The organism is Rhodanobacter spathiphylli B39, assembly GCF_000264295.1.
GTDB lineage: Bacteria > Pseudomonadota > Gammaproteobacteria > Xanthomonadales > Rhodanobacteraceae > Rhodanobacter > Rhodanobacter spathiphylli.
In genome coordinates this window covers 122640-137975 of record NZ_AJXT01000043.1, presented here as the reverse complement: position 1 = coordinate 137975, position 15336 = coordinate 122640, and the positions used below count along the sequence as shown (strand labels likewise).

The 15336-nt window shown below is 67.4% G+C and carries 15 protein-coding genes; 10 read left to right on the top strand and 5 right to left on the bottom strand.

The window, feature by feature from the left end:
• Window positions 1–206: 206 nt before the first annotated feature.
• From UU7_RS13580 to UU7_RS13560, 5 genes are all read left to right on the top strand, one after another.
• Entirely contained in the window at window positions 207–1700 is a 1494-nt protein-coding gene (locus UU7_RS13580; protein WP_007809188.1) for an ATPase domain-containing protein, read from the top strand.
• Complete coding sequence (locus UU7_RS13575) at window positions 1697–3733, top strand: ATP-binding protein (protein ID WP_007809187.1); 2037 nt, start codon at window positions 1697–1699, stop codon at window positions 3731–3733. The genes UU7_RS13580 and UU7_RS13575 overlap by 4 nt, the downstream gene beginning before the upstream one ends.
• A 109-nt stretch (window positions 3734–3842) precedes the next feature.
• Complete coding sequence (locus UU7_RS13570) at window positions 3843–4349, top strand: DUF2975 domain-containing protein (protein WP_007809186.1); 507 nt, start codon at window positions 3843–3845, stop codon at window positions 4347–4349.
• A complete protein-coding gene (locus UU7_RS13565) occupies window positions 4349–4579 on the top strand; it encodes a helix-turn-helix domain-containing protein (protein ID WP_007809185.1) in 231 nt (76 codons plus the stop codon). The genes UU7_RS13570 and UU7_RS13565 overlap by 1 nt, the downstream gene beginning before the upstream one ends.
• A 216-nt stretch (window positions 4580–4795) precedes the next feature.
• The gene (locus UU7_RS13560; RefSeq protein ID WP_202946804.1) at window positions 4796–5779 is read left to right on the top strand and encodes an amidohydrolase family protein; all 984 of its coding nucleotides are present in this window, start codon (window positions 4796–4798) and stop codon (window positions 5777–5779) included.
• Window positions 5780–5931: 152 nt separating this feature from the next.
• On the opposite strand, the gene UU7_RS13555 is transcribed toward UU7_RS13560, so the two are convergent.
• Window positions 5932–6831, bottom strand: a complete 900-nt coding sequence (locus UU7_RS13555) for a LysR family transcriptional regulator (protein ID WP_007809183.1) — start codon at window positions 6829–6831, stop codon at window positions 5932–5934.
• A gap of 40 nt (window positions 6832–6871) precedes the next feature.
• Here UU7_RS13555 and UU7_RS13550 point away from each other — a divergent pair, with 40 nt between their 5' ends.
• Entirely contained in the window at window positions 6872–7126 is a 255-nt protein-coding gene (locus tag UU7_RS13550) for a 4-oxalocrotonate tautomerase (RefSeq protein WP_083845995.1), read from the top strand.
• Between the two features lie 22 nt (window positions 7127–7148).
• Window positions 7149–7544, top strand: coding sequence for a DOPA 4,5-dioxygenase family protein (locus UU7_RS13545; protein ID WP_007809181.1), 396 nt, complete (start codon window positions 7149–7151; stop codon window positions 7542–7544).
• Between the two features lie 186 nt (window positions 7545–7730).
• Here UU7_RS13545 and UU7_RS13540 read toward each other — a convergent pair whose 3' ends face one another.
• Window positions 7731–9374 (bottom strand): alpha/beta fold hydrolase, encoded by a 1644-nt coding sequence (locus UU7_RS13540; RefSeq protein WP_007809180.1) that lies wholly within the window; start codon window positions 9372–9374, stop codon window positions 7731–7733.
• Window positions 9375–9491: 117 nt separating this feature from the next.
• Between UU7_RS13540 and pdxR the strand changes: the two genes are divergently transcribed.
• On the top strand, window positions 9492–11024 hold the full coding sequence (gene pdxR, locus UU7_RS13535) for a MocR-like pyridoxine biosynthesis transcription factor PdxR (RefSeq protein ID WP_007809179.1): 1533 nt from the start codon (window positions 9492–9494) through the stop codon (window positions 11022–11024).
• A gap of 84 nt (window positions 11025–11108) precedes the next feature.
• On the opposite strand, the gene UU7_RS13530 is transcribed toward pdxR, so the two are convergent.
• From UU7_RS13530 to UU7_RS13520, 3 genes are all read right to left on the bottom strand, one after another.
• Complete coding sequence (locus tag UU7_RS13530; protein WP_007809178.1) at window positions 11109–11762, bottom strand: glutathione S-transferase family protein; 654 nt, start codon at window positions 11760–11762, stop codon at window positions 11109–11111.
• Between the two features lie 69 nt (window positions 11763–11831).
• Window positions 11832–13052: an acetyltransferase domain-containing protein gene (locus UU7_RS13525; protein ID WP_007809177.1), complete on the bottom strand. Its 1221-nt coding sequence runs from the start codon at window positions 13050–13052 to the stop codon at window positions 11832–11834.
• 2 nt (window positions 13053–13054) lie between these two features.
• On the bottom strand, window positions 13055–13534 hold the full coding sequence (locus tag UU7_RS13520) for a VOC family protein (RefSeq protein ID WP_007809175.1): 480 nt from the start codon (window positions 13532–13534) through the stop codon (window positions 13055–13057).
• A gap of 257 nt (window positions 13535–13791) precedes the next feature.
• Here UU7_RS13520 and UU7_RS13515 point away from each other — a divergent pair, with 257 nt between their 5' ends.
• Both UU7_RS13515 and UU7_RS13510 read left to right on the top strand, forming a co-directional pair.
• A complete protein-coding gene (locus tag UU7_RS13515; protein WP_007809173.1) occupies window positions 13792–14295 on the top strand; it encodes a pilin in 504 nt (167 codons plus the stop codon).
• 144 nt (window positions 14296–14439) lie between these two features.
• A complete protein-coding gene (locus UU7_RS13510) occupies window positions 14440–15270 on the top strand; it encodes a hypothetical protein (RefSeq protein WP_007809171.1) in 831 nt (276 codons plus the stop codon).
• The last annotated feature ends 66 nt before the right edge of the window (window positions 15271–15336 follow it).

The following is a 15336-nucleotide window of genomic DNA, read 5'->3' as shown; positions in this document are numbered from 1 at the left end:
GTTCGATGCGGTGCCGACCGGCCGCTCGCCGCAACCTTCACGGCCATGGCCACGACGTGAAAGGAACTTCACGCCGCACGGCCCGAGATGAACCTCAACTGTTTGACCGCACCTGTCGGTGCGCGCGCATCGCCCGCGTTCGCGTCATCGCGATGAGGGCTGTGCTAAGAGGTGGCCCTGTATTTTCATCCCGGAGGAGGCACAGCTTGGACGAACATCTGACTGACCACGCCCTGCTGGGGATCGCCGGGCTCGACGATGTGCTGGAAGGCGGCTTTGCGAAGGGCCGGCTGTTCCTGCTCGAAGGCAGCCCGGGTACGGGCAAGACCACCATCGGCCTGCAGTTCCTGCTGGCGGGACGCGATGCCGGGGAGCGCGTGCTCTACGTGACGATGTCCGAGACCGAGGCCGAGTTGCGCGCCACCGCGGCGTCGCACGGCTGGTCGCTGGACGGCGTGGAGATTTTCGAACTGGTGCCGCCGGAAAACCTGTTGGACGAAGCGCAGCAGCAGAGCCTGCTGTATTCGTCCGACCTGGAGCTGGGTGAAACCACCGGCCGGATTTTCGAGGCCTATGAACGTGTGGTGCCGGATCGCATGGTGCTCGACAGCCTGTCCGAGATCCGCCTGCTGGCACAGAGCTCTTTGCGTTACCGGCGCCAGATCCTGACCCTGAAGCATTACTTCGCCCGCAACGACGCGACCGTGTTGATGCTGGACGATCTCAGCAGTGAACTGACCGACCGGACGGTGCACAGCATCGCGCACGGAGTGATCCGGCTGGAAGAGCTGTCGCCGGACTACGGCGCCGAGCGCCGTCGTCTTCGCGTGCTGAAGTATCGCGCCCGGCAATTCCGGGGCGGCTACCACGACTTCGTGATCCGCAAGGGCGGCGTGACGGTGTTCCCCCGTCTGGTCGCCGGTCACCGCGACAGCGATACGTATGCGCGGGACAGGCTGGCCAGTGCGTCGCCCGAACTCGATGCCTTGCTTGGTGGCGGCATCGAGCGCGGTTCCAGCGTGCTGGTGCTGGGCCCGGCCGGCACCGGCAAGTCGCTGCTGACGCTGACCTTCATCTCCGGCGCGATCGAGCGCGGCGAGCGCGCGGGTCTGTTCGTGTTCGACGAGGAACTGGGGCTGCTGTATCAGCGTGCGCTCGGTGTCGGCATCGACCTGCGGCGCATGGTCGATGACGGTCAGCTGATCATCGAACAGGTGGACGCGGCGCAGATGACACCCGGCGAATTCTCCGCGCGCGTGCGCCAGCATGTGGAGGCGGGCGTGCGCACGGTGGTGATCGACAGCCTCAACGGCTACCAGGCTGCCATGCCCGAAGAACAGGCGCTGGTGCTGCACATCCACGAGTTGCTGCAGTTCCTCAACCGGCGCGCGGTGACGACCTTCCTCACCGTCGCCCAGCACGGTCTGGTGGGCGACATGAAGGCCCCCGTGGACGTGACGTATCTGGCCGACACCGTGGTGCTGCTGCGCTACTTCGAAGCGGCCGGAAGGGTGCGCCGGGCGATTTCGGTGGTGAAGAAGCGCGCCAGCGCCCACGAGGACACCATTCGCGAGTACCGCATCGGCACCCACGGCTTCCAGCTGGGCCAGCCGCTGACCCAGTTCCAGGGCGTGTTGCGCGGCGTGCCGACGATATCCAGCGTCGATGCGGAAAGCCGACTGTTCCCGGATCGGCCGTGATTCCGGCTTTTTCCGAACGCGCCCTGATCCTCGCACCACGGGGGCGCGACGCCCACGTGGCGGCGGCGATCCTCGCCGAAGCACGGCTGGGTTCGCACGTGTGCCCGTCGCTGGATGAACTCGTGCGCGGGATGGAAGCGGGCGCCGGCTTGGCGATCGTGACCGAGGAACACCTGTTGCAGGCCGACCTGCACGCGATGGCGAACTGGCTGGCGGCACAGCCGCAGTGGTCGGACTTCCCGTTCATCCTGTTGACCAGCCGCGGCGGCATCGAACGCAACCCCGCCGCCCACCGGTTGCTGACCGTGCTGGGCAACGTGACCTTCCTGGAGCGTCCGTTCCATCCCACCACCCTGGTCAGCCTGGCCCAGTCCGCCTTGCGCGGACGGCGCCGGCAATACGACGCACGCGTCCGGCTGGATGCCCTTTACGACAGCGAGCAGCGGTTCCGTGCGGCGGTGGAGGCCGTGCAGGGCGTGCTGTGGACCAGCAACGCGCACGGCCAGATGGAGGGTGAGCAACCGGCCTGGGCGGCGCTGACCGGGCAGCGCCGGGAGGAGTACCAGGGACACGGCTGGACCGGTGTGCTGGACCCGCGCGACATCGAACCCACGCTCGCGGCGTGGCAGGCCGCGGTGGAGGAGCGACGCGTGTTCCAGTTCGAGCATCGCCTGCGCGTGGCGAATGGCCAGTGGCGGATATTCGGCACGCGCGCCATTCCCACTTTTCATCGCGACGGCAGCATCGTCGAATGGGTGGGTGTGCACATCGACGTCACCGAACAGCGCGCCACCGAGCAATCGCTGCGCGATCTGACAGGTACGCTGGAACAGCGCGTGCGCGAAGAAACCGCGGCTCGCCAGGAAGCGTTGGCCAAGCTGCACGAGGCGCAGAAGCTGGAGACGATCGGCCAGCTCACCGGCGGCGTGGCCCACGACTTCAACAACCTGCTGATGCCGATCACCGGCGCGCTGGACCTGCTGCAGCGACGGTACGGCGATGCCGACGCTCGTGCCGCGCGCCTGATCGATGGCGCCCTGCAATCGGCCGAGCGCGCCAAGACGCTGGTGCAGCGGCTGCTGGGCTTCGCCCGGCGCCAGAGCCTGCAGACCCAGGCGGTGGACATGGTGGCGCTGCTGGCCGGCATGCGCGACCTGATCAGGAGTTCGATCGGCGTCGCCATCGAGCTGCGCATCGACAGCGTGCCCGGCCTGCCGAAGGCGCTGGCCGATCCCAACCAGCTGGAGCTGGCGCTGCTGAACCTGTGCGTCAACGCGCGCGACGCGATGCCCGCCGGCGGCGTGCTGACCATTGTCGCCGACGTGGTGGCGGGTGGTGCCGACATGGCCAAGCTCGCCGCGCGCGAGTACGTGCGGGTGAGCGTGATCGACAGCGGCACCGGCATGGACCGCGAAACGCTGGCGCGTGCGGTGGAACCGTTCTTCTCGACCAAGGAAACCGGTCGCGGCACCGGGCTGGGCCTGTCGATGGTGCATGGCCTGGCCGCCCAGCTTGGCGGCCACTTCGCGATCACCAGCACGCCGGGCGCGGGCACGCGTGTCGAACTGTGGTTGCCCGTGGCATCCGCCGCGGCGGCAACGGCTTCGCAGCTTGACGCCCGGATGGATCGGCCCCGGCCCGCCACCCGGTCGCTCGACATCCTGCTGGTCGATGACGAGCAGCTCGTGCGCGACGGCATCGCCATGCTCCTGCGCGAGCTGGGGCATCGGGTGGTGGAAGCGGGCGGCGCCGCCGAAGCGCTGGACAAGATCCAGAACGGGCTGCAGGTGGATGTGGTGGTGACCGACTACAAGATGCCGCGCATGGATGGCGCCGAAATGGCGCGCCGCCTGCACGGCTGGCAACCCCAGCTGCCGGTGCTGCTGATCACCGGCTACAGCGGACCGGCCGGCGACACCGTGGGGCTCGCCCGTCTGGCCAAACCCTTCCGGCAGGCGGATATCGCCCGGGCGCTGGCGAAGCTGGTTCCGGCAGAGGCGAATGCAGCGGAGTTTGGGGGTGCAGAGCTTTGAGGCGGGTCGGAGCGCGGCTCCGATCGATACGTCGGTGACATCGTTCTTCATTGTAAATCTATCGTTTTACGATATATTGCGATCTCCATACGATATGGGGAGAGCGGCAATGGGGAATCTTGCGGTGCTGGCGTTGCGGGTGGTGATCGCGATCGCCCTGGCGGGTTCGCTGGTGGTGCAGGGGGTGATCGCACCGCTGTTGTGGCAGGACCTGGAATCGGCGCGGGCGGACGTGCGGATTCCGCTGGTGGTGATCGTGATCCTGGGCGTGTTGACGATGCAGGTGACCGCGGTGTGCATCTGGCGGCTGCTGACCATGGTCCGGCGCGGCACGGTGTTTTCGCTGGCGGCATTCCGTTACGTCGACATCGTGATCGGCGCAATCGCGGCGGCCTCGGTGCTGACCTTCGGCATCGCGGTGGTGGCCGCGCACAGCAACCGCACCACGCCGGGCGACGAAATCGCTCCCGGCCTGGTGGCGATGGTCTGCGGCGCCTCGCTGGTGATCGGCGGCGTGGCGCTGATCGTGCTGGTGCTGCGGATGCTGCTCAAGCAGGCGGTGGCGCTGGATTCCCGGGCCAGGTATCTGCAGTCCGAACTGGACGAGGTGATCTGATGGCCATCGTGGTGGACATCGACGTCATGCTGGCCCGGCGCAAGATGGCCGTCGGCACGCTGGCCGAACGCATCGGCATCACCCCCGCGAACCTGGCGGTGCTGAAGAACGGACGGGCCAAGGCTGTCCGCCTGGCCACGCTGGACGCGCTGTGCCAGGCGCTGGACTGCCAGCCGGGCGACCTGCTGCGCTGGGAGCCCGATGCCGCGCCCACGCCACAGCAGCGGTGAAGGCGTTCGCATCGACCAGCGGCTGCAGCCCGGCGGATCGGCCGGCGCCGAACGGATCGCGATTGCAGACACGGAAACGGCGTTTGATGATGGGCAGCATCGAACGCAACGCATGTCGCGCGGGCGACATGGTCAAACGTACGGCGAAGGTCGGGAGGCGACGTGCATTTTCCTGTCGGAAGGTCTGCAGTCACGCGGGTGCTGATGCGGCCTTGCGTGGCGTCGTTGGTCCTGGCACTGGCCGCATGCAGCGCGCTGCCGGCGCGAGATCGCCTGGTACCGGTGCGCGTCGATCACCATGTGCACGTGAACTCGCCGGCGATCCGCGACTTTCTGCCTGGCTACTGCAAGAGCGTCGAGCGTTATGGCGCCTGCGATCCGGCGATCACCGCGCCGTTGACGCCTGACGACTTGCTGCGGGCGATGGATCGTGCCGGTGTCCGGCGCGCGCTGGTGATGTCGACGGGTTACCTGGCCGAGAGCCCGATGATGGTGCCGCAACGCGCCGACGCCGCGGCGCTGCTGCGCGCCGCCAACGACTGGACCGTGAATCTCGCGCGCGAATCCGGTGGTCGCCTGGGCGCGTTCGTGGCCATCGATCCACTCAGGCCCGACGCGCTGCCGGAAATCATGCGCTGGCGCGGCAACCCCGCCGTGACCGGCATCAAACTCCACCTCACGGCGTCCGGGGTGAACCTTCGACGCGACCGCGACGTGGCGGCGCTGAAGGCGGTGTTCCACGCGGCGGCCGACGCCCGCCTGGCGATCATGATCCATCTGCGCCCCGCAAGCATGGATTACGGCGCACGCGACGTGCAGCGATTCCTGGCGGACGTACTCCCTGCAGCCGGCGACACCCCGGTGCAGATCGCCCACGCGGGAGGCTGGGGCGGACTGGACCAGGCCACGCTGTCCGCGCTGGGCGCGTTTGCCGACGCATTCGACCGGCATCCCGGAAAATTCAGGCACGTCTGGTTCGATCTTGCCGACGTGTGGAGGGACGACAGCCGTCCCGCCGACAAGCAGGCGCTGGTGGCGCTGATCCGGCGCATCGGGCTGCGCCATTTCCTGCCTGCTTCGGACTGGCCGTTCAGCGGCGACCTTGCCGACTACTACAGCCGTCGATACCCGGAGCTGCCGCTGACCGCGGCGGAATGGAAAATCCTGCGCAGCCAGGTGGCGCCGTACGCGAAGCGTTGAAGATGCCGGCGAACAGTGGCCAGGGACGGGATTCGATGCGAATCGTCGCCGACCCTCACGGCTGAAAACTTGTTCGGCGGTTCGTGGGAGCAGGCGAACGGAGCTGCACGCGATGCAAGGGAACGGATGCGGCAGACTGCGCAGGCATCCCGTCACTGCTTCGGCGACGAACCGAACCGCTCGACCAGGAAGTCGATGACGGTGCGCAGCTTGGCGGTGGGATGCAGGTTCTGCGGATAGATCAGGTACATCGGCGAGGGCGCCAGCGACCACTCGGGCAACACCGGCAACAGGCGGCCGGAGGCCAGGTCATCGGCGAGCACCGCCTCGGGCTGGAGCACGATGCCGATGCCGTTCAGCGCGGCGATGCGCAGGGCATCGCCCTGGTTCGCCGTGAAGCGGCCCTGCACGGCGACGTTGCAGGTGGCTCCGGCGGGCCCGACCAGTCGCCAGAGGTCGTGCCGCCGCCAGTACGACAAGCCCAGGCATTCGTGTGCAACCAGTTGCTGCGGATGATCGAGCTGGCCATGTCGCTCCAGGTAGGCCGGTGCCGCGGCCAGGCGTCGACGATAGGGTTGCAGCGGGCGGGCGACCAAGCCGGGCTCGTTGATGTCGCCGATGTGGATGCCCAGTTCGAAGCCTTCGTCGACGAGGCTGGGACGACCGTTGTCCAGCGTCAGTTCGACGCCGACCTCGGGGTGGCGCGCCATGTACTCGCTCAGCGCCGGCACCAGGCTGTGGCTGCCGAAACTCACCGGCGACACCAGCCGCAGGCGGCCGCGCGGGCTGGATTGCAATTCCGACGCGCTGGCCTCGGCCAGTTCCACGTCGGCCAGCGCCTGCTTGCAGCGCTCGTAGTAGAGCCGCCCCACGTCGGAGAGCTGTTGCCGGCGGGTGGTGCGGTGGAGCAGGCGCGCGCCCAGTCGATCCTCGATGGCGCGCACGTGCTTGGCGACCATGGTGGGCGAGACCCGGCTGAGCTCGGCGGCGGCAGTGAAGCTGCCGCTTTCCACCACCCGGACGAACATCTCCATGCCGGCCAGCTTGTTCATGATTGACAACCTGAGGGTTTGAAATGGGTCAAATCATGGCATGTTTATCAAGGTGCAGGCAGGGCGCACCATGGCGCCGCCTCGATCCGGGGCCTCATCGGAGAACACCATGCCCACCTTGCACCTCGAAATGCTTCCCGGCCGCACCGTGGAACAGAAGCGCGCCTTCGTGCGCGAAGTGACCCGCGCCACCGCCGAGACGCTGGCCTGTCCGCCGGAAAGCGTGGATATTCTGATCAGCGAAGTGCCGCGCGACGGCTGGGCCAAGGCCGGCAAGTTGATGGCGGATGCGTGAGCCCGGCGAGCGGAGGATCGACATGAGCGAACACGAAGCGCCCTGGCACGCGCACATCTACTGCACTTCCGAAACGCGTGCCGCGGCCGAGGCCGTGCGGCGTGACCTGATCGATCGCATGAACTTGGGTGCGATCCCCCGGCTGCTCTTCGTAGGCCAGCTCAAGGACGGCAAGGCCGGCCCGCATCCGATCCCGCAGTTCGAGATCCACTACACCGGAGAAGCGCTGCCGGCCATCCTCAAGCTGATCGAAGCCTCCGGCCTCACCGCGCTGGTCCATCCGCTCACCGATGACGACCTGGCCGACCACACGACGCTGGCGCACTGGATCGGCACGCCGATCGAACTCGACCTGAGCACGCTCGATCCGCCGGGCAGGAACCAGGGTGTCGCGCGTTTCGCCAAGTCGGACTTCTGAGGCTGGGGAACGCGGGCAGTCGGCGGATCACCGAGACAGTTTCCGGTGGGCGATGAACAACGGTGCCCGCCTCGCCCCGATTCGGGGTGGGCAACGGCTCCTGCGTTGTCTCGCCCCGGGCGTCCGTGCCCTCTCCATCCACTGTCCTGCCGTCTCCGGGCTTCGAGGCTGTGAAGTCGCAACCTCTCAGGGCACCAGCAGCCAGTTCGCCTGATGCGTGTTCGGCGGGGGCGGCAGCCACCAGCCCGCGGCGGGGTAGCCGTATTCGTGGGTCATAGCGTCCTGCATGGCGAAGGAGTGCATCGGCTTGGCCTGGCAGACCACGTCGCGGGCAGGCATGTCGCCTGAGTTCAGATAGGCGAACTCCGCGCCGGTGGTGCAGCTGTTGTCGTCGAACATCACGCCGTGGGTGGTGGCGTTGTTGACCAGCACCATCCGCGCGGCGGGGCCGTCGAGGAGGCGATCCTTGAGCGCCTCCGAGTAGGGCGTGGACGGATCGAACTCGTTCTGCACCATCAGCGCATGCACCCTGGTGCGCGACTCCAGCAGGCGGTCGAGCACCGGTCGCCACGGCCAGTGCTGGCACTTGTCGATCAGGGTGGAGGCGCCGATCGCCCAGTTCGTGCGGACATCCGCGATCTTGCGGGCGATGCTGCGCGTATCGGTGGAGCCCGAGTCGTTGCACTGCAGGACGTCGGCCATCGGGTTGAAGCCGGGCTGGCTGCGCAGGTCGACCGAGGTCATCGCGCCCATCTGTTCGGCAGCGGCGATGTGTGCCGGGTCGCCATCCAGCGCCTGCGACATCGCGCCGAGTGACGGTGACACCAGCAGATCCCAGAACACCCACATGCCGGTGCCATCGAGCGAAGCCAGCGCCTGGTCCGGCGTCACGCTGCCCATGCGGTGCTGCGAGGCGGCCTGGTAGATCCGCTGGAAGGTCGTCATCACCTGCTGTGGCGTCGTGCCCATGTGGAACTGGTCATCATGCCGCGCGATGAATGGAATGAAAGCCTGCTGCACGTTCAGCTGATCCATCGACATCCGCTTCAAGTCCTGCTGCTGCCAGTCCAGGTGCAACCAGTTCATGTTGCTGTCGAGCACCACGCGCTCGAACCGGTCCGGAAACAGGCGGTTGGCATACGCCATCAGGCTGCTGCCGCTGGACACGCCAAGCAGGTCGGCGCGGGGGAAGCCCAGCACTGCACGCACCAGGTTCAGGTCGCGGGCGTGGTTGGGCGTGTTGATGCTCTTGAGGAAGGTGGCGTGCTGTTGCAGGCAGGCGCTGATCGAACGATGCCACCAGTCCTGCTGTGCCTGCACGCTGGCGGCCGTGGGATTGCGGCTGTCGCCGTCCATGAAATTCTCGGCGCCGCTGCGCGGTGCATAGTCGCAGCTCACCTGGGTACCCAGGCCATCGGTGATGCCGCGCAGGTCGACGCCGACCACCAGGTGATTGGCCTGCACTTGCGGCTGCAACTGCTCGAGCATCTCCGCCTGCGAAGCGCTGGAGTTGTCCGGGCCGCCGGCGTTGACCAGCAGCAGGCGAGCGTGGGACGGCGAATGGAGCGGCCTGGAGATGCCGATGGTGATGTTGCCGTGGCTCGGGTCGGCCCAGTCGATCGGCACGGTGATCAGGGCGCACTGGATCGTGCTTCCATCGGTGAACAACGAAGGCGGACAGCCGCCCCAGTTCACCGCCTGCTGGTAGTACCTGGCGTAGGCCGGATCGGTCGAGTGATCGTCCGTAGCCCTGGCATTCGCCAGCCCCGAGCACGCTACGCAACCGATCAACACCGCCAGCCTGCGTGCGGACAACTTGAACAACTTCATCGTGGTGCTTCCCCGGTCAGTGGCCATGGCATGATGATCTGCAGGGCTGGCGGGGGCGTAAATGACCGGTCGCCCGTTTTTTCGATGTAACCACTTCGAGCCGCCCCGGGAGCATGGATGGCGAACAGGCGGCAAGACGACAAGCCGATGTATGTCCGGATCGCCGAGTCGATCCGGCGCGATATCGATGCCGGTCGTTTCCAGGCAGGCGCGTGCCTGCCCGGCACCCGCTCGATGACCCTCGCCCTGGGGGTTTCGCGCACGGTCGTGCTGATGGCTTACGACCAGCTGGAAAGCGAGGGCTACCTGGAGTCGCGCTCGGGCAGCGGTACCTACGTGTGTGCGCGTCGCATCGACGCATCCACCGGCGGCACGCCGCTCGACGAGTCAGTCGCGGCGCCGGGAGAACCCCGGCTTTCCCGCCTGGCCCGGCGGGCCGTGCTGCCCGCCATGCCGGAGAGGAATCTGCCGGCGCTCGACACGGGCGTGATCGAAGGAGGGCTGGTCGATCTGGCGCAGCCGCGCGTGAAGTCCGATCCGCGCAGTCTCAAGGCGTGGAAGCAGAACCTGGTGGCCTTGCTGCGTCGTCGCGACACGCCCGACTTCCCGGAACTGCAGGGCGCCATCGAGCTGCGCAAGGCGGTCGCCGGCTACCTGGGGGTCGAGCGGGCGATCGAGGTCGATCCGGACGACATCCTGATCGTCAGCGGCGCCCAGCAGGCACGCGATCTGATCGCCCGCGTCCTGCTCGACGAAGACGATGGTGTCGGCGTGGAGGAGCCCTGTCACTGGAGCGTGCGCCACACTTTCGAGGCGATCGGCGCGCGGATCGTGCCGTGTCCGGTCGACTCGCGCGGCATGGACATCGACCGCCATGCCGCGGCGCTCGATGGCGTGCGATTGCTCAACGTGTCGCCGTCATTCCAGTTCCCGACCGGGGTGGTCATGCCCGAGGATCGGCGCCGGGCACTGCTGCATTGGGCCTGTGCCCACGATGCGGTCCTGGTCGAGGACGATTTCGATTGCGAACACCGCTTCGGTGTGCGCACGGCTCCGTCCTTGTGGTCGCTGGACCGGCATGGCCGGGTCATCCATGTCAGCAGCTTCGCCCGTTCGATGTTTCCAGCCTTGCAGTTGGGCTACATGCTGGTGCCGCGCCAGCTGCGCGAGCGGTTCCTGGCGGTCAAGTGGCTGGCTGATCGCGGCAGCGTATCGATGCAGCAGCACGTGCTTGCGGCGTGCATCAACAGCGGCCAGTATCTGCGCGATCTGCGGCGCATCGCCCACCGCCTGGCGCCTCGCCATCGGGCGCTGCACGCAGCCCTGCATGCGCGTCTCGGCGACGCCATGACGGTGACCGACGCGGTGGCGGGGGGATCGCTTTTCGTGCACTTGCCCCGGTTGCCACGCCATGCCACCGCGGCAGTGCTGGCCGAGGCGCTGGCGCGCGGCGTGCGCATCCGTTCCGCCGAGTGCTTCCATCGCACGCCACCCGATCACGTGACCCTGGTGCTGAGCTATGCGGGGGTGTCCGAGGCGGCCCTCAAGCGGGCCGGGACACGGCTCGCCGAGGCCTGCCTGGCGGTCGGGAAAAAATTCGCCATGTCGTCGCCGAAGCGGGACCGGCGAATTGAGCCGGCCCGTGTCTGACGGTTGCAGGAACCGGTGCGCTTGCGCTGGCTGGTTCATCCCGGGCTCCGCCGTCTGTTGCGCGGGCCCCGGAACGAACGATGGTCAGCCCGCTGCGACGCCGTTCTCGAACACGGCCAGCTGTGCGGCAAATGCCTGCTTGAACGCGGGCCGTGCTTCGGCGCGGGCGACGTAGGCGGCGAGGTTCGGATAGCCGTCCAGTATTCCCGTGGGCTTCGCCCGGAACAGCACGCCCGCCATCATCAGGTCGCCTGCGCTGAATGCGCCGTCGAGCCAGTCGGCGTCGCCCAGGCGGCTGGACAGCAGGCCCAGCGTCTTGCGCGCCCGCTCCTCGAGCATCGGCTGGCGTTGCTCGTACCAGGGCTTGTCGCGTTCGAATACCCTGGCCATGCTGAACTCGACCAGCGGCGGCTCCACCGTGTTCAGCGCGGCGAACATCCAGGTGATCGCGCGGGCGCGGGCATTCGTTCCTTCGGGCAGCAGGCCTGCACGTGTCTGCGCGATGTGGAACACGATGGCGCCCGACTCGAACAGGGCGAGTTCGCCTTCTTCATAAGTGGGAATCTGCCCGAATGGGTGCAGCGCCAGATGCGCGGGCTGCTTCATCTCCGCGAACGACACCAGCCGCACTGCATAGGCCTGGCCGACTTCTTCCAGCGCCCAGCGGACGCGCAGGTCGCGGGCCAGTCCCCGGCCGCGATCGGGCGACGCTGCAAAGGCAGTGATGGTGGGAATCATGGTGGGGCTCCTGGTCATGGCATGACGCCACATGTGTCATGAGTGGATGGCGGGAAATCGTCGTGATGCTCAGAGATAGCTGAGCCACCAGTCCTTGCGTCGCCGCTTGATGTCGGCATACCAGCGACACAGCGGATACAGGGCAAGCACCACGACGCCCCACAGCAGGTAGATCACGGGCAGGCCAGCGGCCCAGCCCGCCGGCGCGGTAAACGGGAAGTGCCCCAGGTCCGGCGACCGGAACATGCCGTCGACGTGGCCGAAACGCAGGTAACAGGCGGCCACCGCCAGCAGGTGGATCAGGTAGAAATGCAGGACGTAGAAGAACAGCGGCACCTTGCCGATGGTCAATGCGGGGCGCAGCCAGCGGGGAGTGCCGACGTCGAACACGCGCAATAGCAGCAGGGCAGGGCCCAGTGTCATCAGCAGGAACAGCAGCGACGGCGGGTACTTGTTGGTATCGAGGAAGGACAGCAGCGTCCACAGCGGCGACTTCTGCACCGACCAGGGGAACGGGTCGCCGTACACGTTCAGCAGCCGCAGCAGCACGAAGCCCGCGACGAGTCCGGCGCCGAGCCGAAGCAGCAGTGCGCGGCGGCGCTCGTCGCTCCAGCGATACGCCTGTCCCAGCGTGTAACCCAGCGCGGTCACACCCAGCCAGGGAATCAGCGGATAGGCGATGAACACCCCATGTCGCGGGGTGTTGATCAGAAAGCCCGGCGCATGCAGCACCGACCACAAGGGGGCGAAATCGCCGAAGGCCGTTGCCGGAATGCCGTCGAGCAGGTTGTGGCCAGCCACCAGGATCACGCCGAACGCCACGATCGCCCGGTCCGGCAGATGGATCAGCCCGGCCAGCACGATCATCGACCATCCCAGTGCCCACAACACGGTGATGATGGTTACCTGATAGTCGAGATTGAACTGCAGCGCGAAACGCATCACGACCACTTCGAGGAACAGCAGCCACAAGCCGCGCGTGAGCAGGAAGCGCGACAGCTCGTTCCTCGACAGCCGTTGCAGCGCAAGACGGGCGCCGGTACCGGTGAGCAGGAAGAACACCGGTGCGCAGAAATGGGTGATCCAGCGGGTCAGGAAGAGCGGCGCCGTGGTGGTGGCCAGGTCGGTGGGATTGGCGCCGGGCGCGCCGAAGAAATCGTGCACGTGGTCCAGCGCCATGATCACGATGATGACGCCGCGCAGCAGGTCGACCGATTCGATGCGGAACCGGCCGGAAGGATGGTCGGAGCCCGCCCGGCCCCGGTTGTGCATCGTGGTGGTCGTCGCCATGGTCAGCCGCGCACGGCGGCTTCGATCGCGGCGATGTCGATCTTGCCCATCTCCATCATCGCCTCGAACGCGCGCCGCGCGACGGCGGGGTCGGGGTGGGTGACCGCGGCGATCAGCATGCGGGGGCTGATCTGCCAGGAAACTCCCCACTTGTCCTTGCACCAGCCACAGGCGCTGGCCTGGCCGCCGTTGTCGATGATCGCGTTCCACAGGCGATCGGTCTCGGCCTGGTCGTCGGTGGCCACCTGGAACGAGAAGGATTCGTTGTGCAGCATGCCCGGCCCGCCATTCAGGCCCAAGCAGGGGATGCCCATGACCGTGAAATCGACCATCAGCACATCGCCCTGCCTGCCGGCGGGATAATCGCCTGGCGCGTGATGGACCGCCCCCACGGAGCTGTCCGGGAAAGTGCTGGCATAGAACGTGGCGGCCTCGAGGGCAGCGCCGTCGTACCAGACGCAAATGGTGTTCTTGGCGAGCATGGGGTTCTCCTGGCTGAAGGTGGCGGGAATGCTTCCTTGCTGCGACGAACGAAGTGCAGGCGGATCGACAGCTCCGGGCCGCGGCATGTCCACGGTGAAAGTACGCGCCGACACGGGGCCGTGTCGCGTCCCGCCGGCCTCCGGCCCGGGGACCGGGCGCCGCAACACCGTCTTCATGGCGCGCACACACCCTTGCCAGCATCGTTGGCGCCGGCGCTGGCGCATGCCGGCAGTGAGGAGATGGACGGAGCAACCCCATGCAGACGAAGCGAGGCATTTCACTGGTCACCATCCTGGTCGTCCTGGCGATCCTGGCCGTGGTGGCGGCGTTCGCCATTCCCGCGTGGCACGACCGGGTCGCCCGTGGCCATATCGAGGAGGCCATGAAGGCCGCCGATGCACCCAAGCTGGTCGTCATGGAGGCCGCCACGACAAAGGGCGGCCTGGCCCATGTCACGCGGAGCGACCTCGCCTACAACGCCGGCCCACCCGGCGAATACGTCGACAAGCTCGAACTGGCGGATGGCGGCCGGATCACGCTGACCACGCGAAACACCGGCATCAAGCCCGACCCGGTGCTGGTCCTGCTGCCGGTGGAACCCGCCGCCGACAACGCCAACAGGACCATCAGCTGGACCTGCACCATGGTGGTCGGCAATCAGTCGGCGGCGCCGGGCGCGTGCGCCGGCACCGGGCAGACGGAAGCCGCACCGGCAGCGACCGCGCCTGCACCCGCGCCTGCGGCGACCAGCGGGCACTGAAGGCGCGGGCAACCAGGCCGCCGCACTGATGCAGGCGGCCCCGGCTCACGCAAGCTTCCGCCGAACGCCCATTGCAGCCGGTTCCGCCGCGCGCGATGCTTGCGCATCTTACAGCGTGGTTCGGAGTGAACCGGGGAGCGCAAGGTGCACGAGCATTCGGATACCTGGACGGCGGCGGACCTGCTGTCCTATGAGAAATACATCGAATCGACCACCGGCCTGGAGCGATTGAGCCGCGTGGCCACGGCGGACGAGGAGTGGGTGCTCAGCGACTGGGATGGCGAGCGCTACACGATCCGCTTCGACAAGAACTTCTCCAAGAAGCACCTGACCACGTTCTCCAAGGACCGCGAGCGCACCGAGCGCGAGGCGTATTTCGAATGGCTGAACTCGGGCAAGACCCGTGAGGCCGGCGAGAACTGGCAGCGGGCCGAGCATGGCCTGATGAACCAGAAGATGAGGACGACGGCGGACAACCGCAACGTCGCCGACCTCTGCCGCTGCGGCCATCGCTTCAACAGGCACCCCGGCGCCGGCGCCTGCACCCAGGCCGGTTGCGGCTGCCCGCGATTCGTCACCACGTTTGCGGCCAGCCGCATCGTCCAGGGCAAGCCGGTGGAGGATCCGCTGGCCGGCATGAAGACGGCCCGCACCACCTTCATCGTGCTCAACTGGGTGCCGAAGGCCGACTTCGAGAGTGTCGTCGTGCAATCGATCCAGGCGCACGAGAAGCCGAGCGGCTGGAAGCGTGGCGATCCGCTGGCCAAGGCGGTCAATGACGAAGCGGTGCTGAAATGGGATTTCGGCGTTGCCCGCGTCGGCGCCGTGGTCCAGGCCCAGGCCGGCACCGATCCGGCGACCTGGGTCAGGAAGCAGGGCTGCTACATCAAGGCAAAGAAGATCGCCACCGACTGGGGCCGGCAGACCTGGCAGGTCTTCCACATGGAAAGCGGGCCGGCGCACCCGGCGTTCTGAGCGGTTCGGCGGCAGGATCGTGCCCGTCATCGACGGCTCGTTGACGACCCGCCGTGGAGGGCAGCG